General features: G+C 73.0%; 18 protein-coding genes and 4 pseudogenes. 13 read left to right on the plus strand and 9 right to left on the minus strand.

Translation table 11 applies throughout. The annotated features are described in order from the left end of the window. Window positions 1-4 precede the first annotated feature (4 nt). Entirely contained in the window at window positions 5-985 is a 981-nt protein-coding gene (gene ygfZ, locus OJ254_RS06395) for a CAF17-like 4Fe-4S cluster assembly/insertion protein YgfZ (RefSeq protein WP_265361585.1), read from the plus strand. Between the two features lie 150 nt (window positions 986-1,135). Here ygfZ and dtd read toward each other — a convergent pair whose 3' ends face one another. Further along, window positions 1,136-1,561 carry a D-aminoacyl-tRNA deacylase gene (gene dtd, locus OJ254_RS06400; RefSeq protein ID WP_265361586.1) on the minus strand — a complete coding sequence of 142 codons (426 nt, stop codon included), beginning with the start codon at window positions 1,559-1,561 and terminating at the stop codon, window positions 1,136-1,138. 125 nt (window positions 1,562-1,686) lie between these two features. Between dtd and OJ254_RS06405 the strand changes: the two genes are divergently transcribed. The 5 genes and pseudogenes from OJ254_RS06405 to OJ254_RS06425 all read left to right on the plus strand — a co-directional run bounded on the left by OJ254_RS06405 (window position 1,687) and on the right by OJ254_RS06425 (window position 5,010). After that, the gene (locus OJ254_RS06405; protein ID WP_265361587.1) at window positions 1,687-1,968 is read left to right on the plus strand and encodes a hypothetical protein; all 282 of its coding nucleotides are present in this window, start codon (window positions 1,687-1,689) and stop codon (window positions 1,966-1,968) included. A gap of 25 nt (window positions 1,969-1,993) precedes the next feature. Continuing rightward, a complete protein-coding gene (locus OJ254_RS06410) occupies window positions 1,994-2,539 on the plus strand; it encodes an RsiG family protein (protein WP_265361588.1) in 546 nt (181 codons plus the stop codon). 56 nt (window positions 2,540-2,595) lie between these two features. Further along, window positions 2,596-3,589: pseudogene (locus OJ254_RS06415) on the plus strand (asparaginase). A 195-nt stretch (window positions 3,590-3,784) separates the two neighbouring features. Then, window positions 3,785-4,216: an ankyrin repeat domain-containing protein gene (locus OJ254_RS06420; RefSeq protein ID WP_265361589.1), complete on the plus strand. Its 432-nt coding sequence runs from the start codon at window positions 3,785-3,787 to the stop codon at window positions 4,214-4,216. Between the two features lie 227 nt (window positions 4,217-4,443). Further along, window positions 4,444-5,010, plus strand: coding sequence for an NADPH-dependent FMN reductase (locus OJ254_RS06425; protein WP_265361590.1), 567 nt, complete (start codon window positions 4,444-4,446; stop codon window positions 5,008-5,010). A gap of 151 nt (window positions 5,011-5,161) precedes the next feature. On the opposite strand, the gene OJ254_RS06430 is transcribed toward OJ254_RS06425, so the two are convergent. Next, window positions 5,162-5,749 carry a TetR/AcrR family transcriptional regulator gene (locus OJ254_RS06430; RefSeq protein WP_265361591.1) on the minus strand — a complete coding sequence of 196 codons (588 nt, stop codon included), beginning with the start codon at window positions 5,747-5,749 and terminating at the stop codon, window positions 5,162-5,164. Window positions 5,750-5,923: 174 nt separating this feature from the next. On the opposite strand from OJ254_RS06430, the gene OJ254_RS06435 reads away from it, so the two are divergent. After that, the gene (locus tag OJ254_RS06435; RefSeq protein WP_265361592.1) at window positions 5,924-6,277 is read left to right on the plus strand and encodes a VOC family protein; all 354 of its coding nucleotides are present in this window, start codon (window positions 5,924-5,926) and stop codon (window positions 6,275-6,277) included. Window positions 6,278-6,496: 219 nt separating this feature from the next. Beyond that, window positions 6,497-6,849, plus strand: a pseudogene (locus OJ254_RS06440) (winged helix-turn-helix transcriptional regulator). A 12-nt stretch (window positions 6,850-6,861) separates the two neighbouring features. On the opposite strand, the pseudogene OJ254_RS31460 reads toward OJ254_RS06440, so the two are convergent. Next, a pseudogene (locus tag OJ254_RS31460) lies at window positions 6,862-7,694 on the minus strand (class I SAM-dependent methyltransferase). Window positions 7,695-7,773: 79 nt separating this feature from the next. Continuing rightward, window positions 7,774-8,190 carry a VOC family protein gene (locus OJ254_RS06455; protein ID WP_265361595.1) on the minus strand — a complete coding sequence of 139 codons (417 nt, stop codon included), beginning with the start codon at window positions 8,188-8,190 and terminating at the stop codon, window positions 7,774-7,776. Window positions 8,191-8,711: 521 nt separating this feature from the next. On the opposite strand from OJ254_RS06455, the gene OJ254_RS06460 reads away from it, so the two are divergent. Both OJ254_RS06460 and OJ254_RS06465 read left to right on the plus strand, forming a co-directional pair. Continuing rightward, entirely contained in the window at window positions 8,712-9,314 is a 603-nt protein-coding gene (locus OJ254_RS06460; RefSeq protein ID WP_265365073.1) for a TetR/AcrR family transcriptional regulator, read from the plus strand. A gap of 409 nt (window positions 9,315-9,723) precedes the next feature. Beyond that, window positions 9,724-10,083 carry a VOC family protein gene (locus OJ254_RS06465; protein WP_265361596.1) on the plus strand — a complete coding sequence of 120 codons (360 nt, stop codon included), beginning with the start codon at window positions 9,724-9,726 and terminating at the stop codon, window positions 10,081-10,083. A 59-nt stretch (window positions 10,084-10,142) separates the two neighbouring features. Here the strand turns inward: OJ254_RS06465 and OJ254_RS06470 are convergent, their stop codons facing one another. The 3 genes from OJ254_RS06470 to OJ254_RS06480 all read right to left on the minus strand — a co-directional run bounded on the left by OJ254_RS06470 (window position 10,143) and on the right by OJ254_RS06480 (window position 12,020). After that, on the minus strand, window positions 10,143-11,135 hold the full coding sequence (locus OJ254_RS06470; protein ID WP_265361597.1) for an aldo/keto reductase: 993 nt from the start codon (window positions 11,133-11,135) through the stop codon (window positions 10,143-10,145). Window positions 11,136-11,271: 136 nt separating this feature from the next. Continuing rightward, window positions 11,272-11,598 (minus strand): winged helix-turn-helix domain-containing protein, encoded by a 327-nt coding sequence (locus OJ254_RS06475; protein ID WP_265361598.1) that lies wholly within the window; start codon window positions 11,596-11,598, stop codon window positions 11,272-11,274. Next, the gene (locus OJ254_RS06480) at window positions 11,595-12,020 is read right to left on the minus strand and encodes a hypothetical protein (protein WP_265361599.1); all 426 of its coding nucleotides are present in this window, start codon (window positions 12,018-12,020) and stop codon (window positions 11,595-11,597) included. The genes OJ254_RS06475 and OJ254_RS06480 overlap by 4 nt, the downstream gene beginning before the upstream one ends. A 304-nt stretch (window positions 12,021-12,324) precedes the next feature. Between OJ254_RS06480 and OJ254_RS06485 the strand changes: the two are divergent. Together OJ254_RS06485 and OJ254_RS06490 are read left to right on the plus strand one after the other, a co-directional pair. Next, window positions 12,325-13,232: pseudogene (locus tag OJ254_RS06485) on the plus strand (putative protein N(5)-glutamine methyltransferase). Between the two features lie 53 nt (window positions 13,233-13,285). Next, entirely contained in the window at window positions 13,286-14,086 is an 801-nt protein-coding gene (locus OJ254_RS06490; RefSeq protein ID WP_265361600.1) for a maleylpyruvate isomerase family mycothiol-dependent enzyme, read from the plus strand. A gap of 66 nt (window positions 14,087-14,152) precedes the next feature. On the opposite strand, the gene OJ254_RS06495 is transcribed toward OJ254_RS06490, so the two are convergent. Next, window positions 14,153-14,557: a winged helix-turn-helix transcriptional regulator gene (locus tag OJ254_RS06495; protein WP_265361601.1), complete on the minus strand. Its 405-nt coding sequence runs from the start codon at window positions 14,555-14,557 to the stop codon at window positions 14,153-14,155. Window positions 14,558-14,750: 193 nt separating this feature from the next. Between OJ254_RS06495 and OJ254_RS06500 the strand changes: the two genes are divergently transcribed. Next, window positions 14,751-15,629: an NAD(P)H-binding protein gene (locus OJ254_RS06500; protein ID WP_265361602.1), complete on the plus strand. Its 879-nt coding sequence runs from the start codon at window positions 14,751-14,753 to the stop codon at window positions 15,627-15,629. Here the strand turns inward: OJ254_RS06500 and OJ254_RS06505 are convergent. Continuing rightward, window positions 15,626-16,678 carry a methyltransferase gene (locus OJ254_RS06505; protein ID WP_265361603.1) on the minus strand — a complete coding sequence of 351 codons (1,053 nt, stop codon included), beginning with the start codon at window positions 16,676-16,678 and terminating at the stop codon, window positions 15,626-15,628. The genes OJ254_RS06500 and OJ254_RS06505 overlap by 4 nt on opposite strands. Window positions 16,679-16,685 lie beyond the last annotated feature (7 nt).

The raw sequence follows: 16,685 nt of genomic DNA on the forward strand, positions 1-16,685 counted from the left end.
GGCCATGCTGCGACAATCACCCGTCAGCCCGCTGCTGTCGCTGCCCGGCGCCGTCCCCGCCGAGGCCCCCGACGAAGGCGTCGCCGCGCACTACGGCGACCTCTTCCGGGAGCAGCGCGCCCTCGCCGACGGCACCGGCTTCGTGGACCTCTCGCACCGCGGCGTGCTCACCGTCAGCGGCCCCGAGCGGCTGAGCTGGCTGCATCTGCTGCTCACCCAGCACGTCAGCGAACTCCCGCCCGGCCAGGCCACGGAGGCGCTGATCCTCTCCGCGCACGGCCACATCGAGCATGCGCTGTACCTGGTCGACGACGGGGAGACGACCTGGCTGCACACCGAGCCGGGGGGCCAGGAGGCGCTGATCGCCTACCTGGAGAGCATGAAGTTCTTCTACCGGGTCGAGATCGCCGACCGGACCGACGAGATCGCGGTGGTCCACCTGCCGGCCGGGTCCATCACCGAGGTACCCGAGGGCACCGTCGTCCGGGAGACCGCGCACGGCCGTGACCTGTTCCTGCCGCGCGCGGAGCTGCCGGCGTTCGCGGACGCCCACGGCCCGGCGATCGGCGTGCTGGCGCTGGAGGCGCTGCGCGTCGAGGCGCACCGCCCGCGGCTCGGCCTGGAGACCGACCACCGCACCATCCCGCACGAGCTCGGCTGGATCGGCACCGCCGTCCACCTCCAGAAGGGCTGCTACCGCGGCCAGGAGACCGTCGCCCGGGTCCACAACCTGGGGAAGCCGCCGCGCCGGCTGGTCTTCCTGCACCTGGACGGCAGCGAGGTGCACCTGCCCCCGCACGGCGCCCCGGTCCGGCTCGCCGCCGACGGCGAGGAGGGCCGCCAACTCGGCTTCGTCACCACCTCGGCCCGCCACCACGAACTCGGCCCCATCGCCCTGGCCCTGGTCAAGCGCAACGTCCCCGTGGACGCACAACTGACCGCGGGCGGCACGGCGGCGGCACAGGAGACGGTGGTGGAGCCGTAGGCGGAATACCCGCCCCGCTCCACCCCGTTGTGGCCCCGCAGGGGGCGTTCACGTCCCCTAGGGAATCCGTTCGCCTCCCCCTACGGGCCCTGACCGGCGCCTCGTCCCCCTGAAGCCGCCGCCCGAGCCCCCGCCCCGGCCCCCCGTCCCTCACACCTCGACCAGGACCGTGAACGGCCCGTCGTTCGTCAGCGAGACCTTCATCTGCGCGCCGAAGCGGCCGGTCTCGACGTGGGCGCCCAGCGCTCGCAGCTGGGCGACGACCTCGTCGACGAGCGGTTCGGCGACCGGGCCGGGGGCCGCGGCGTTCCAGGTGGGACGGCGGCCCTTGCGCGCGTCACCGTAGAGAGTGAACTGGCTGATCACCAGCAGCGGCGCCCCGGTGTCCGAGCAGGACTTCTCGCCCTGCAGCATCCGTACCGACCACAGCTTGCGGGCGAGCTGTGCCGCCTTCTCCGGGGTGTCCTCGTGGGTGACGCCCACCAGGACGCACAGCCCCTCCCCGACAATCTCCCCGACCGTCTCGCCCGCCACCTCGACGCGGGCGCCGTCAACTCTCTGCACCACGGCTCGCATACCCGCCATCATGCCGGTCGGCGGTACGGCTTCGGACAGCCGTGCCCCTACGGGGGCCGTTCGGGTGCCATGGCCCTGCAGAAGGACCGCACAGAGTGGCACGATGCGTGCACGTGGTGCGTTTCATGGACAACATGCCCTGGACGCGGCCCGGACGAGGGGACGGAACCATTCATGAGCACTGCCGGCGCCGGACAGACACCCGGTCCCGTACCGAGCGCCCGTACGACACCGAGCGCCCGTACGACATCGACCGAACCACCGGCTCCGGCCGCCACCACCGCATCCGGCACCGGCCGGTCGGCACCCGCCGCCCCGGCGGCCCCCGGCGCGTCGACGGCCACCACCGCATCCCCCACCACATCCACCACAGCCACCACGACGACCACGGCAGCGGCTCCCGGTGAGCCGGCCGGCACCAAGGACGGCCCCATGCTCCAGGCAGGCCAGGCGCAGCACCCCCGCCCCCCGCAGCAGCGCGACCGCTGCCGCCCGGCCGACACACCCGATCTCTCCGGACTGGAGCTGCCCGAGCTGCGCGTCGTACGCCGGGACTCCCAGCAGGAGGAGGCCGACCTGAGTTATCTACGGCGGCTGCTGCAGGGCCGGATCGACATCCTGCGGGCCGAGATCGCCCGCCGTACCGCCCAGCACTCCCCGCTGCTGGACCGGCTGCCGGAGATCCTGACGGACCTGCCGTCGCGGCACCGCTCGTCGGCCCGGCATGTGACGCTCGGCACACCGCACAGCGAGGAGTACCGCAGGATGGCGGACGAGATGCTCGGTGAGGTCGAGCTGTCCGACCTCACCGCGCGGACCGACCAGGAGCTGCACGACGCGATGGGCCGGCTGATCCGCTACGAACGCCAGGTCTCACAGCGCCGTGGGGCGCTGCAGCGCACCACCGACGAGTGCAGTGCGGAAATCGCCCGCAGGTACCGTGAAGGCGAAGCACAAGTGGACGACCTGCTGTCCTGACGGGCCACGAGCCTCCCGGGCGCGGGTCGGCCCCGTCCCCGTCCGGAAGGCCGCCGATGACCTCGTCCTCGCCCACCCCGATATCCGTTCCGACCCCGCGTTCCCCGGAGGACGTCTCCCCCGTCCTCGCGGAGGTCGTGCGCTCCGGTTTCGTCGAGGGCCGGCACCGCGGCTCGCTGGTGGTGCTGGCGGCGGACGGCAGCGTCGAGACGGCTCTGGGAGACGTGACGGCGCCGGTCTTCCCGCGTTCCACGAACAAGCCGATGCAGGCCGCGGCCGTCCTGCGCGCGGGGCTTGAGCTCTCCGGCGAGCGGCTGGCGTTGGCCGCCGCGAGCCACTCCGGCGAGTCCTTCCACCTCGATCTCGTCCGGACCATGCTGGCCGAGCACGGGCTCACCGCCGACCAGCTTCAGACGCCGCCCGACCTGCCGCTGGACCCGGAGGAGGCGGAGTCGTACCTCGCCGGGGGCCAGGTCCGCGACCGGCTGGCCATGAACTGCTCGGGCAAGCACACCGCGATGCTCGCCGCCGGCGCGCAACGGCTGGCCGCTGGCGTCGTACCTGGACCCGGCGCATCCGCTGCAGCAGCTGGTGGCCGAGGCCGTGCGCGGCGCGAGCGGCGAGGACGTCGCACACGTCGGTACGGACGGCTGCGGTGCCCCGCTGCTCTCGCTCTCCCTGACGGGCCTGGCCCGCGCCTTCCGGCACTTCGTGCTGGCGGACCCGGGCACGCCCGAGCGGCAGGTGGCGGACGCGATGCGCGCCCACCCGGAGTACGTCGCCGGCACCCGCCGCCCCGACACCTGGCTGATGCGGGAACTGCCCGGCACGCTGTCCAAGATGGGCGCCGAGGCGGTGCAGGCGGTGGCCCTGCCGGACGGCCGGGCGCTGGCCTTCAAGATCGACGACGGTGCCGGGCGCGCGCTCGGCCCGGTCCTCGTCCGCACCCTCCGCCTGATGGGCGTCGACGCGCCGGTGCTGTCCCGTCTGGCGGAGGTCCCGCTGCTGGGCGGCGGGGTCCGGGTGGGCGAGATCCGCGCGGCGTTCTGACCCGGCCGCTGACGCCGACTCCCCCGGGGGTGGCGCCGGTGCGGGGTGCGCCGGCGCTGCCGGGAGGGCGGTGGCCTGCATAAAGTGGCGATGACGGTGCAGGAACCAAGTGCACGCAGGTACCGCACGGGTATCACGCACTCGTCCCGTACCGATCATGCACGTACCACTCACGACAGCAGGAGGCCGGCGACCATGAGCGACGCGAATCCCCAGCCGCAGGGGCCCGAGTCGATCGAGCATGCGCATGACCCCGAGGTACTGCAGCTCGCGTCCAAGGTGTTCGACCTGGCGCGGCACGGAGACACCGACACCGTCGCCGCGTACGTGGACGCCGGCGTGCCCGCCAATCTGACGAACGACAAGGGCGACTCGCTCGTGATGCTGGCGGCGTACCACGGCCATCCGGCGACGGTGGAGGCGCTGCTGCAGCGCGACGCCGATCCCGACCGCCCCAACGACCGTGGCCAGACGCCGCTGGCCGGTGCGGTGTTCAAGGGCGACGACGAGGTCGTCAAGGTGCTGATGGCGCACGGGGCCGACCCGTCGGCGGGCGCGCCGTCGGCGATCGAGACGGCCCAGATGTTCCAGAAGACGGAGCTGCTGAAGCTGTTCGGCGTGGAGTGATCGGGGTGGCGGGTGCGGGGTGATCGGCGTGGAGCGCGTGGAGTAATCGGCGTGGAGTGATCGGCGGGGTCCGTCCGGCCGGGCGGTGCTCCACGGCGGCGGGCGGTGCTCCGCGGCGACGGTCCCGGGGCGCGCTTGACCTCAAGTTCGATTGAGGTCCTAGCTTCGGATCCCGACGGCGAACCCCGCCGTCCACCGACCCCGGCCGTCCGCCACGGAGGATCCGCATGTCCGAGCACACCTACCGCCTCGCAGTGATCGTCGCCAGCACCCGGGAGGGCCGGTTCGCGCCCGTCATCGCGAACTGGTTCTCCCGGCAGGCGGAGACCCGCGCCCAGGTCGACCTCGATGTGATCGACCTGGCCGAGGTCCGCCCGTACGAGCTGCGCCACGGCAGCGAGCAGTACGAGACCTTCGCCAAGCGCGTGGAACAGGCGGACGCGTTCGTGGTGATCACCCCGGAGTACAACCACTCCTTCCCGGCCCCGCTCAAGCACGCCATCGACCTGCTGTTCCCGCAGTGGCAGGCCAAGCCGGTCGGCTTCGTCTCGTACGGCGGGATCTCCGGCGGGCTCCGCGCCGTCGAGCAACTGCGGCTGGTCTTCGCCGAGTTGCACGCGACGACGGTGCGCGAAACGGTGAGCTTCGCGCTGGCCGGCAACCTCTTCGACGACCAGGGCCGACTGCACGACCCGGCCCCCGCCGACAAGGCCGCCGACGCGCTGCTCCGCCAGCTGGAGTGGTGGGCCCTGGCCCTCCGCGAGGCCCGCACGGCACGCCCTTACGGGGGCTAAGGGGCTAGGGGGCTAGGGGAGCCAGGGGGCCCAGTCCGAGCCCCTACGGGGTCGTTACGCGGGAGGGCGCGCCTTTACGGGGTAGGGCGCGTGCCCATCGGAGCCGGGGCGCACCCTTACGGGCCCTGGGGCCGGACCGGCCGGAACGCCGCTACCCCGGCTCCCCCGACGGCCCGATCGTGCGGTCGACGAGTGCCGTGATCAGCCCGTCGGTCTCCTCGGCGGGCACCACGCCGGGCAGGGTGAGCTGCTCCAGCATCAGCCCGGTCATGGCGAGATACGTCAGCAGCACGGCGGTCCGGTCGCCCGGCAGCCCGCTCTCCAGGTGGAAGCCGATGTCGCCGTCGAGCGTCGCCCGCATGACCCGGGTCAACTCGGCCTGCAGCTCGGGGCGGCGGGTCGCCTCCAGGCGCAGCTCCAGCATCGCCAGATAGCCGGTGCGGTTCTCGGTCACCCGGCGGTTGATCCACCGCATCAGGTCGGCCACCAGCGCCCGGCTGCGCGGCGCCGCCATCACCTCGGCGACCTCGTCCGGGTCGGGCGCGATCCGCTGGTGGATCCGGCCGGTGACCTGGCCCAGCAGATCGTCCCTGTTGGAGAAGTAGTTGGACGCGGTGCCACCGGGCACCCCCGCGGCCGCGTCGACGGCCCGGAAGGTGAGCCCGCGCGCACCGTCCCGCGCCAGCACCTCGATCGCGGCATCCACCAACGCCGCTCGCCGCTCCGGATTACGCACCATCTCGAACACCTCGGATATCTGGGATTCTCTGGACGTTTTCGAAAACCTCTTGCAACCACTACAGTCAGAGTACTACAACTGGAGTTGTTGCACCGGTGGTGGCCGTAACCGCCCTGACCCGGTGGCACCCCACCGCGCCGCCGGACCGCCCGGCCGCGCCCGGAGAGGATCCTTATGCGCTTCGCCAAGTTCGGCACCGCCCTGCTCACCGACGACGTCGCGGCCAGCACCCGCTTCTACGTCGACCACTTCGGCTTCCGGCCGCTCGTCGAGCTCGACTGGTACGCCAGCCTCCAGCACCCCCAACACCCCGACTGCGCCCTGGACTTCACCCTGCGCGGGCACGAGGCCATGCCTCCGGACTTCCGCCATCAGAAGACCGCCGGCGCCCTCCTCGGCTTCATGGTGGAGGACGCCGCGGGCGAGGAGGCCGCCCTGCGTGCCAAGGGGGTCCCGATCGCCGTACCGCTGCGCGACGAGCCCTGGGGGCAGCGCCGCTTCAACGTCTGGGCCCGGAAGGCACCCTGATCGAGGTCCTCCAGACCATCGACCCGGACCCGGCGTGGATGGCCGCCCAGGGGCTGTGAGGGCGCGCCGGCCGTCGCCCGCCAACCGCTCCCCGGCCCTGGATACTTGTTCCAGCGGGAAGGGCGCGTCAGAACGCACTGGAGCACACCACAGCGCGCGGAACGCGTCAGCACCCGCCAGAACTCGTCAGGACGCCATCAGGGGGAGCCGGGCCCGGTCATGAGCGCACGCAACAAGCCGTACGAATGCGGACTGGACGCCGCGGTGGACGTCATCGGCGGCAAATGGAAGGTGCTGCTGCTGTGGGCGCTGGCCGAACGCCCGCACCGGTTCGGCGAACTGCGCCGCGGCCTGCCGAAGATCACCGAGAAGGTGCTGACCCAGCAGCTGCGTGAGCTGGAAGCCGACGGCATCGTGCACCGCGAGACCTTCCCCCAGGTGCCGCCGAGGGTCGAGTACTCCCTCACCGAGGCCGGCCGCTCCCTCAACGAAGCGCTGGCCCCCTCGGCGCCTGGGGCACGGCCCACATGTCCCACCTGGAGGCCACGTACGACCAACGGCACCCGGGGTAGCGGGGGCGGGAGTCACGCCTCCCGCACCGCCGTGGCGATGTGCACCCGCATCGCGCACGGGATCCGGCCGTCCGGCAGTGCCAGGGCCGCCGCCTCCCGCGCGAAGCGGACCCGCAGTTCCGCGGCGACGGCGGGGTCGAGCGGCCCCAGGTCGTAGATGCCGCCCACGGTCGCCCAGACGCGCTCCGGCGGTCCGGTCAGATCGATCCGTACGGTCTCCCAGCGCACGGGCCCGAATCCGGCCGGGCCGAACACCGCGTCGAACCCCTCGCGGCTCCGCAATCGCCGGTCGCCGAGCGAGGGAATCCGCTGGTCGGCGGGTGCGGCCTGGAACAGCGGCCGGGCCACGCGCAGGAACGCCGCATACGCCTCGTCCCCGGCCGCGCCGCCGCCCACGGCGACCGCCAGCGTGCCGCCGGGCGCCAGCACCCGGGCCACCTCGGCCGCGACCTGCTCGGCGTCACCCATCAGCATCAGCGCCATATGGGACACACAACCGTCGAACCGGCCGTCCTCGAAGGGAGTTGCTGGGCGCGTCCGGTCCGCAGATCGGCCCGGGCGAGACCGGGGCGGCGGCGGGCCAGCGCCAACTCCTCGGCGGAGAGGTCGAGTCCGGACAGCGCCCGGCCGCGCCGCCGCCCCCGCTCGGCGAGGAGTTCGAGCAACAGCCCGTCACCACAACCGAGATCCAGCACCCGGTCGCAGGCCGCCACCCGGTCCCGGAGGATCTCGTAGCTCGACCGCCCGTCCTCGGCCCGTCCGTGCGCCATCGTCCGTACGGTCACCGCGGGGTGCGCCGCGTGGAACGCCCGCAAAAACGCTTCCTGCTCCCGAACCGTCGCCATCCCCCGATCGTAGACACGACTTCGGGGGGCGGGCGGGGCGATGCGGGGAGCGGGGCGGGGCGGCCGGCTGCGGGGTGGCCTACCCCCCGTCGCCTTCGGGCCCCTCCTGCAACGACCAGCCGTTGCCGTCGGGATCGGTGAAGTAGACGAACGAGTTCCACGCCCCGCCGGGCCCGTCGGCCAGCGCGCCGTCCTCGACGTGCTGCACGGGGCTCGCCGCCACCCCCCGCTCGACCAACTGCGCCCGGGCCGCGGCCACATCGGACACCACCAGCTGAAGCCCCTGCACGGAACCGGGCGGCACCTCGGTGACCCCCGTGCCCGCCCCGATGACGATCGAGCACTCCGAGCCGGGCGGGGTCAGCTGCACGATGCGCGCCTGGCCGCCGACCGAGACGTCGTGGTCGACGTCGAAGCCCAGCTGCTCGCTGTAGAAGCGCTTGGCCCGCTCCACATCGGCCACCGGAACCGGCACCAGTTCGAGCTTCCAGTCCATGACACGCCGCCCTTCCGTACGACGACGGCAAGAAACCCGCACCAGAGCGCCCCGGCAGCACCGCACTCCGCGCTCCGCAACGACGGGACCCCGCCGCGATGACGAGAGCTGACGAGAGCTGACCAGACCCACCGCGCCGCACGAAGTCCACCGCGAGGAGCCCGAAGCGAAAACTCTGCCGCAAGCAATCCGCGAGCAATCCGCTGCGAGCGATCCGCTGCAAGAAGTCTAAGGAGCGTTCGGCGGTCATGCGCGGCGCGCGGCCAGGCAGGGATGACGAGGTGCGGACGACCAGGCAAGGAAGACACGGCAAGGAAGACCAGGCACGGACGGCGTGGCACGGACGGCGTGGCACGGACGGCGTGGCACGGACGGCGAGGCGGAAGACCAGGCGTGGCCGGGAGACCGGCGAGGAGAACGAGCGATTGACGGAGTGAGCACTCACTCCGTACCATGGGAGCATGACCCCACAACCTGCACGCCGGCGCGCACCCGGCATGAGTGTGGAACAGCGCCGGGCCATGATCGTGGCCGCCGCGCTGCCGTTGGTGGCGGAGTACGGCGCGGCCGTCACCACCAGCCAGATCGCCCGCGCGGCGGGCATCGGCGAGGCCACGATCTTCCGGGCCTTCAAGGACAAGGACGAGGTGCTGGACGCCTGCGTCCGCGAGGCGGTCAGCACGGACCACGTCCTGCGCGAACTGGCCTCGGTCTCCCTGGACGAGCCGCTCGCCGCCCGGCTGACGGAAGCGGCCGAGGCGCTGCGCGCCCATATGGAGCGGATCGGTACGGTCGTCGGCTCCCTGCACGCCTCCGGCCACCTCCGCGGCCGCGGCCGCGAGCCCGGCCCCGTCACCCCGGAGGCCGGGGCCAAGACGGACGGACCGCCGGAGGACCCCCGGGCCCGGTCCGCCGCCGCGCTACGTCAAGCCGTCACCGAACTGATCGAGCCGGACCGGGACGCCTTCCGACTGGCCCCCGAGAAGGTCGCCGGCGCCTTCCTGGGCCTCCTCTTCACCCGCCTCCCCACCCCGGTCTCCGAGGCCGATGCCCCCCTCACCAGCGAGGAACTCATCGCCGTCCTCCTCCACGGCACCCTCACCCACCCCGGCAACGACACGTAGGACCACCCGCGGCCAACGCCCCCACTCCGCCCCTCAGGCAACGCACCGCCGCCGGCCGTCCGCCGCCCACGCCGCACCACCGCGCACCGGCGACAACAACAACCCGCGGACCGCGCAGCACCCTCGAACCCGCTCCGCACGCCGGCCACGAGGCGTTCCGCCCCACCGGCGGCCAACGGCCGTTCCCGCAGCGACGCATCCCCACCGCCTCGCAAGCCCCGGCCGCAGCCCCGGCCGCAGCCCCGGCCGCAGCCCGGCGATGCGCGATGGACCGCCGCCCGACCCCGGCGACAACGCACCAGCGCTCCCGGCAACGACATCCCATCCCCTTGCCCGGGGAACGACGAACGATCGCACCCACCAGCCACGAGTGGCCGTGCCCGTCCGCCCCGACCCTCAGGAGTCCTCCATGCCCGTGACCCTCAACCACACGATCGTCCCGGCCGTCGACCACTGTGCCGCTGCGCGGTTCTTTGCGCAGGTCATGGGGCTGACGGAGCTTCCGCCGGCCGGTCGGCTGGGGCATTTTGCGCCGGTTCGGGTCAACGAGACGCTCACCCTCGACTTCATGACCGTGCCGGACGCCGAAGGCCACCATCTCGCCTTCGACGTGGACCCCGAGACCTTCGACGGGATCCTCTCCCGCATCGAGGCGGCCGGCATCCCCTACGGCAACGACCCCGCGCCCCGGACAACGGCCGCATCGACCACCCGCTGTGCCCCCGCGGCCTGTTCTTCACCGACGACTCCGGCAACCTCTACGAGGTGATGTCGCCCGCGTAGCCGGCCCGGGAGGGCCAGCCGGCCGGGGTGGCCGGCCCCGGCCGGTCAGCCGTCGACGAAGCTCAGGCTCACCTCGTCGTACCGGGTTCCGGCCACCTGGCCGGCCGGGGCCGCGGCATCGATGGCGGCGAGGTCCCCGGCGGACAGCTCGATGGCGAGCGCCCCGATGTTCTCCTCCAGGTACTTCTGGCGGCGGGTCCCGGGGATCGGCGCCACGTCGTCCCCGCGGTGCTGCACCCAGGCCAGCGCGAGCTGCCCGGCAGTGACTCCCTTCTCCGCGGCGAGTTCGTTCAGCTTCTCGACGATGGCCAGGTTCTGCTCAAGGTTGCCGTCGGCGAACCGCGGCTGGGTCCGTCGCACATCCGTCTCCGCCATGCCCTCGACGCTGGTGTAGCGCCCCGTCAGGAACCCTCGTCCCAGCGGCGAGAAGGGCACCAGCCCGATCCCGAGCTCCCGGCAGACCGGCGCGACCTCCTGCTCCAGATCCCGGGTCCACAGCGACCACTCACTCTGCAGCGCGGCGATCGGGTGCACCGCATGCGCCCGGCGCAGCGTCGCCACGCTCGCCTCGGACAGTCCGAGGTAGCGCACCTTGCCGGCCGCGACCAGCTCGGCCATCGCCCCGACGGTCTCCTCGATCGGCACCTGGGGGTCGACCCGGTGCTGGTAGTAGAGGTCGATGTGGTCGACCCCGAGCCGGCGCAGCGACGCGTCACATGCCTGCCGTACGTACGCCGCGTCGCCCCGGATCGCGGTCGGCTCGCCGAGCCGGTTGGCGAACCCGAACTTCGTCGCCAGCACGACCTCGTCCCGCCGCCCGGCGATGGCCCGGCCGATCAGTTCCTCGTTGTGCCCCGCGCCGTAGAAGTCGGAGGTGTCCAGGAAGGTGACGCCGAGGTCGAGCGCCCGGTTGATGGTGGCGATCGACTGCGCGTCGTCCGACTCCCCGTAACCGTGGCTCATCCCCATGCAGCCGAGCCCCTGCGCGGATACCTCCAGCTCACCGAGCTTGCGCTGGGGAACGGTCGTCGTGGTCATAGTGCTGGTACCTCCTGGACGGGCCGGCGGGCCGGCGGGCCGTGTGATCAATCCCGTTCTGGACGGTAGGAGTTGGAGTGCGCTCCAAGTCAACACGGCGCGGTGCGGGACCGGTCCCGGCCTCGGCCTCCGCTCGTCAGCCCATGCCCTCGGCTATCGCCCGCAGGGCCTGGCAGTGGGCGGCGAACGCGCTGCGGCCGTCGGAGGTCAGGGCGAGCCAGGTGCGCGGGCGCTTGCCGACGTAGCCCTTGGTGACGGCGACGTAGCCGGCCTTCTCCAGGGTGGAGACCTGGCGCGAGAGGACCGAGTCGCTCACCTCGACGGTATCGCGGACGAAGGCGAACTCGGCCTTGTCGGCGGCCGCCAGGGTCGCCACGATGGAGAAGCGGACGGGCGCGTGGATGACCTCGTCGAGCCCGTGCCGCGGATGAGCCCCCTGGGGCAACTGCCGCGAGCTGCTCACCGGCGGGCCTCCGCGTAGCCGCCTATCAGCCCCGGAAGGGCCACCAGGACCGCTCCGGCCACCCACCACGCCGTGACTCCCTGGAACCAGATGAAGCCGGGCACCTGCACCGCGTTGTAGAGCAAACCCCAGGCGATGATCAGGCCGGCGTGCCAGCGGCCGAAGCCGCGCCGGGCGACCCGCTGCCGGGCGGCGTAGACCGACAGTCCGCCCACGGTGGCGCACCAGAGGATGCTGCTGAGCGCCACTCCGTACGGCTGTCCCAGCAATCCGAGGGCCAGCACCATCACCCCGGACCCGCAGCCGAAGATCACCTGGTAGCGGACGGACCACTTCGTGCTCGCCCGGACCGTACTGCCCAACTCCTGTGCGCGGGCCAGCGCGGCCGCCGCGTCCTCGGATGCGTATGCCTGCTCGGGCATATCAGTCCCCCCCTGACGTTCCATCGGTTCGGCTCCCCCGCCGAACCCGTGCTTTCAGCATGCCAAGTACTTTCCACTTCGACAAGTACTTTCCTGAAAATCAGTTCGATCGAGTGACGCTCGCTCACATGCCGTCAGGTACTGTGTGCCGTCCCAGCCGTGGAGTGACCGAGGAGGTGAGACCGATACCCCGCCAGTTCAGGCAGGCGCGCCCGTCTCCCGTCCGCGTGGTCCACCGCTTCAGGTGACCTTCCGGCACAGGTGAGCCGGGCCCGCCCTCGGCGCCCCGAAAGGCTCACCACCCATGCCGTCACCGCACCTCGCACGCCCCTCGGGCCCCGCAAGCCCCCCAGGCCCTGCACGCTCCGCACTCCCCTCACCCCCGGACGTCGTCGCCAGGCTGCGTGCCGCCGGCTGCGTCTTCGCCGAGGACGAGGCGGCGCTGCTGTGCGCCACCGCCCGTAGCCACGATGAACTCGCCGCCATGGTGGAACGCCGCGCCCTCGGCCAACCCCTGGAACACGTCCTGGGCTGGGCGGAGTTCTGCGGGCTGCGGATCGCCGTCGACCCGGGTGTCTTCGTACCGCGCCGCCGTACGGAGTTCCTCGTGGAGCAGGCGCTCGGCCTGCGGCGCCGGCCCGTCGGCCCGGAGTCCGGGGCGCGCCGGCGGCCCACGGTGGTCGTCGATCTGTGCTGCGGCTCCGGAGCGGTGGGCGCCGCGCTGGCCGCCGGTCTGGAACGGGTCGAGCTGTACGCGGCCGATGTCGAGCCCGCCGCGGTGCGCTGCGCCCGCCGCAATGTCGGGCCCGTCGGCGGCGCGGTCTACGAGGGCGACCTCTTCGGCCCGCTGCCCCCGGGCTCCGCGGCCGCGTCGACGTCCTGGTGGCCAACGTGCCCTACGTACCGACCGAAGAGGTGGGGCTGTTGCCCGCGGAGGCCCGCGAGTACGAGCCGCTGGTGGCACTCGACGGCGGGGTGGACGGCCTCGACGTGCTGCGCCGGGTGACCGGGGCCGCGCCGCAGTGGCTGGCGCCCGGCGGGCATCTGCTGGTCGAGACGAGCGAACGGCAGGCGCCGCGGGCCGTCGAGGCGTTCACCGGGGCGGGGCTGCGCCCGCGGATCGCGCGCTCGGCGGAGCTGTACGCCACGGTGATCGTCGGGACCCGGCCGGACCCGGCGCCCTACGGGAACCGCCGGTGGGAAATCCGGTGAGGGCCGGTCCGGTGGCGCCCTATCGTGACGCCATGTCTCCTTCGATGGCTTCGATGAGCTATGACCGCCACTGTTCCGAAATCGTCGCGCAGACCGCCCTGTTGGTGTCCCATGTCGAGGGTGCCGAACTGGCCACGCCCGTCCCCGCCTGCCCCGGCTGGAACCTCGGCCAGCTGCTGCGCCACCTGGGCGAGGCGCATCGCTGGGTGGAGACGATCGTGCGGACCCGGGCCACCGGGCCGGTCTCCGAGGAGCGGATCAACAACGTCTCCGACGCGACGGACCAGGACCCGGCCGAACTCGCCGGATGGCTCACCGAAGGCGCCGGGCAAACTGGCGGACGCGTTGCGGACGGCGGGGCCGGAGGCCGCGGTGTGGACCGTGGCCCCGGTGGCACGCCGGTTTTCTGGGCCCGCCGTATGACCCACGAGACGGTGGTGCACCGCGCGGACGCGGCCTTCGCCGTCGGCGCCGACTTCACCGTGGACGACGCGGTCGCCGCCGACGCCCTGGACGAGTGGATGAGCTTCGGCCACCTGCCGCCCGTATTCGAGACCAGGCCCGACCTGCCCGCCCTCCTGGCCGGCGGCCGGACCCTGTGCTTCCGGGCCACCGGCACCGCCCCGGATGCCGGCGCGGAATGGCTGGTCGGCCTGGACGGCGACACGCTCGCCTCGCGCCGCGGCAGGGGCCCGGCCACCGTCACCGCCCGAGGCCCGCTGGCCGACCTGCTGCTGTTCGTCTACGGCCGGCGGTTCGCCCCCGGCGGCCCCGGCGGCGACGTCGAGGTCGTCGGCGATGAGGCGCTGCTCGACGCCTGGCTCGACGCCACCAGCTTCTGGCTCAGGGAGTGAGCCGAAAGCCGGGGCGAAAGGGCCGGGAGCCGGGGCGGAAGGGGGCTCAGCCCTCGGGACGTACCGTTACGCACCGTCCGCGTGCGCACCGTCCGCGTGCGCACCGTCCGCGTGGGCGGCGTCCCAGGCCGCCCGGGAGGCGGCGATGGCCGGGCGGTGGGCGATCGACCAGTCCGCGAGGGCCTTCACGAGGTGGGTGAGGCTGCGCCCCAGCTCCGTCAGCTCGTACTCGACCTTGGGCGGAACGGTGGGGTACACGGTCCGCTTCACCAGCCCGTCGCGCTCCAGCCGCCGGACGGTGAGGGTCAGCATCCGCTGCGAGATGTTGCCCGGGATGGCGCGCTGCAGCTCCTTGAACCGCTTGGTGCCGGGCGAGAGTTCGACCACCACGTAGACGGACCACTTGTCCCCGAGCCGGTCCAGTGCGTCCCGGACACCGCACTCGTCCTGCGGCGTCTCACACTCGATCACCAGCCCGGCCGACCCCGATTCCGGCCCCGGCCCCGCTCCCGGCTCCGACACCGAAACCGCCCCCGACACCGCTTCCGGTTCCGGTGCCGCCGAGGCGGTTACCCCCGTGTGCCCTACTGACATCAAAGTGCCTCCTTACGCGCCGTAGTTGCCCTCCGGATGATGGGACCACACAGCTCAGGAGGGGGATCCCATGATTCTGATCACCGGCGCCAACGGCGCCCTCGGCCGTCTCGTCGCCGCCGAACTGGCCGGCCGGGACGACGTCGTCCTCGGCACCCGCACACCCGACTCCACCACAGATTCCACCCAGGCCACTCAGGCCACTCAGGCCCCCCGGCCCGCCCAAGCCCCGCAACGCCGCATCGACTTCGACGACCCGGCTTCCCTCGACTTCACCGGCGTGGACACCCTGCTGCTCATCTCCGCGGGCTACGGCGAGGACGACATCGTCATCGCCCGTCACGACGCCGCGATCACGGCGGCCGAGAAGGCGGGCGTGCGGCACCTCGTCTACACCAGCCTCAGCGGCGACGGCGACCACCTGGCGTACGCGCTGGCCCACCGCTGGACCGAACGCCGCCTCGCGCGCGGCCCGTTGGCGTGGACGGTGCTGCGCAACGGGCTGTACGCCGAGTTCCTCGCCGCCATCGCCGCCCCCGGGCCCGACGGCACCATCGCGGCGCCGCTGGGCACGGGCCGGCTGGCCGCGGTGGCCCGCGCCGACCTCGCGGCCGTGGCGGCACGGGTGGCGACCGAGCCGGAGCGGCACGCCGGGCGGGTGTACGAGCTGGTGGGCGAACGGGCGCTGGGCGGCGCCGAGTTGGCGGACGCGGTCGGCGGCTCGTACGAACCCGGCTCGCTCGGCGCCGCCCGGGAGGCGATCGCCGCGTCCGGCGGGGCGCTGCCGTACCAGGTCCCGATGCTGGTGGGCACGTACTCGGCGATCGCCGGCGGCTTCCTGGACGGCTCCGGCATCGAGGCGAACGCGCTGCGTACGCTCCTCGGCCGCGAGCCCCGCCCCGCCCTGGACGCCTACCGGGCCGCGGTCACCGGGCCGTCCGCGGCCTAGTCCGGCACCGCCTCGCCGGTGGCCTCGGCCTCGATGAGGGAGGACATGGCGCGGGTCGGGACGATGCGGTGGAGGCGGAAGCCGGAGCGGGTAAGGAGGTCCTCGAACTCGGCGGCGGTGCGTTCACGGCCCCGTACGACCATGAGCATGACGATGTCGAGGGCGAGGGCCGGGTGCGGGGAGCCGTCGGCGGGCAGCACCGCGTCGACGACGAGCAGCCGCGTGCCGGGCGCCACGGCCCGGCGGATGGTGCGCAGGATGCGCAGGCAGTCCTCGTCGGGCCAGTCGTGCAGGATGTTCTTGAGCAGGTAGAGGTCCCCGCCCTCCGGTACGGCGGTGAAGAAGTCGCCGCCTTCGGTGCGCCAGCGGCCGTCGAGCTCCGCGGTGCCGAGCAGATGGCCGGCGACGGTCTCGGGCCGGTCGAAGAGGACGCCCCGCAGACCCGGGGAGCGGGTGAGGGCCTCGCGGAGCAGGCCGCCCCGGCCGCCGCCGATGTCCACGACCGTGCCGCTGTCGGGGAAGGCGTAGGCGCCGGCGATGTCCTCGTCCGCCTGGCCGGTGCGCGAGGTCATCGCGGCGTCGAAGAGGCGGCTCTTGTCGGGCGTGGCGGACAGGTGCGCGAAGAAGGGGACGCCGTAGGCGGTTTCGAAGCCGGGTTCCCCGGTTCTCAGGGTGTCGGGGATGTTCTCGGCGGACCGGCGGAACATCTCGTCGGTGAACAGCAGGGCGGTGGCGCGCTGGGAGCCGGGCACATCGGCGCGCAGGCCCGTCCCGCTCTCCGTCAGGGCGAACGCCCCGTTCTCCTCGTGGAACAGCCCCCGGGTGGCGAGCATCCGCAGGATCCGGCGCAGGGGTACGGCCTGCGTGCCCGAGCGCTCGGCCAGGTCCTCGGCGGTGCGCGGGCCGTCGGCCAGGAGGTCCGCGATGCCGTGCACGATGACGGCGCGCACGGCATCGGCGTATATGTGGCCGTACATCAGGTCCTGCAGCGGCGAGAAACGTGCGCCGGCGGCGGGGGCGTCCGGGCGGAGGTCAGGGGTGGTGGTCAAGGGTTCA

The organism is Streptomyces endophytica (assembly GCF_026153355.1).
GTDB lineage: Bacteria > Actinomycetota > Actinomycetes > Streptomycetales > Streptomycetaceae > Streptomyces > Streptomyces endophytica.

Excerpts from the sequence above, each read along its gene's own strand:
- ygfZ (WP_265361585.1), top strand. The coding sequence starts at position 5 with ATGCTGCGACAATCACCCGTCAGCCCGCTGCTGTCGCTGCCCGGCGCC.
- OJ254_RS06405 (WP_265361587.1), top strand. The coding sequence starts at position 1,687 with ATGGACAACATGCCCTGGACGCGGCCCGGACGAGGGGACGGAACCATT.
- OJ254_RS06410 (WP_265361588.1), top strand. The coding sequence starts at position 1,994 with ATGCTCCAGGCAGGCCAGGCGCAGCACCCCCGCCCCCCGCAGCAGCGC.
- OJ254_RS06455 (WP_265361595.1), bottom strand. The coding sequence starts at position 8,190 with ATGGACTGGAAGCTCGAACTGGTGCCGGTTCCGGTGGCCGATGTGGAG.
- OJ254_RS06465 (WP_265361596.1), top strand. The coding sequence starts at position 9,724 with ATGCCCGTGACCCTCAACCACACGATCGTCCCGGCCGTCGACCACTGT.
- OJ254_RS06500 (WP_265361602.1), top strand. The coding sequence starts at position 14,751 with ATGATTCTGATCACCGGCGCCAACGGCGCCCTCGGCCGTCTCGTCGCC.
- dtd (WP_265361586.1), bottom strand. The coding sequence starts at position 1,561 with ATGCGAGCCGTGGTGCAGAGAGTTGACGGCGCCCGCGTCGAGGTGGCG.
- OJ254_RS06480 (WP_265361599.1), bottom strand. The coding sequence starts at position 12,020 with ATGCCCGAGCAGGCATACGCATCCGAGGACGCGGCGGCCGCGCTGGCC.
- OJ254_RS06425 (WP_265361590.1), top strand. The coding sequence starts at position 4,444 with ATGTCCGAGCACACCTACCGCCTCGCAGTGATCGTCGCCAGCACCCGG.
- OJ254_RS06420 (WP_265361589.1), top strand. The coding sequence starts at position 3,785 with ATGAGCGACGCGAATCCCCAGCCGCAGGGGCCCGAGTCGATCGAGCAT.
- OJ254_RS06460 (WP_265365073.1), top strand. The coding sequence starts at position 8,712 with ATGATCGTGGCCGCCGCGCTGCCGTTGGTGGCGGAGTACGGCGCGGCC.
- OJ254_RS06490 (WP_265361600.1), top strand. The coding sequence starts at position 13,286 with ATGAGCTATGACCGCCACTGTTCCGAAATCGTCGCGCAGACCGCCCTG.
- OJ254_RS06435 (WP_265361592.1), top strand. The coding sequence starts at position 5,924 with ATGCGCTTCGCCAAGTTCGGCACCGCCCTGCTCACCGACGACGTCGCG.
- OJ254_RS06470 (WP_265361597.1), bottom strand. The coding sequence starts at position 11,135 with ATGACCACGACGACCGTTCCCCAGCGCAAGCTCGGTGAGCTGGAGGTA.
- OJ254_RS06430 (WP_265361591.1), bottom strand. The coding sequence starts at position 5,749 with ATGGTGCGTAATCCGGAGCGGCGAGCGGCGTTGGTGGATGCCGCGATC.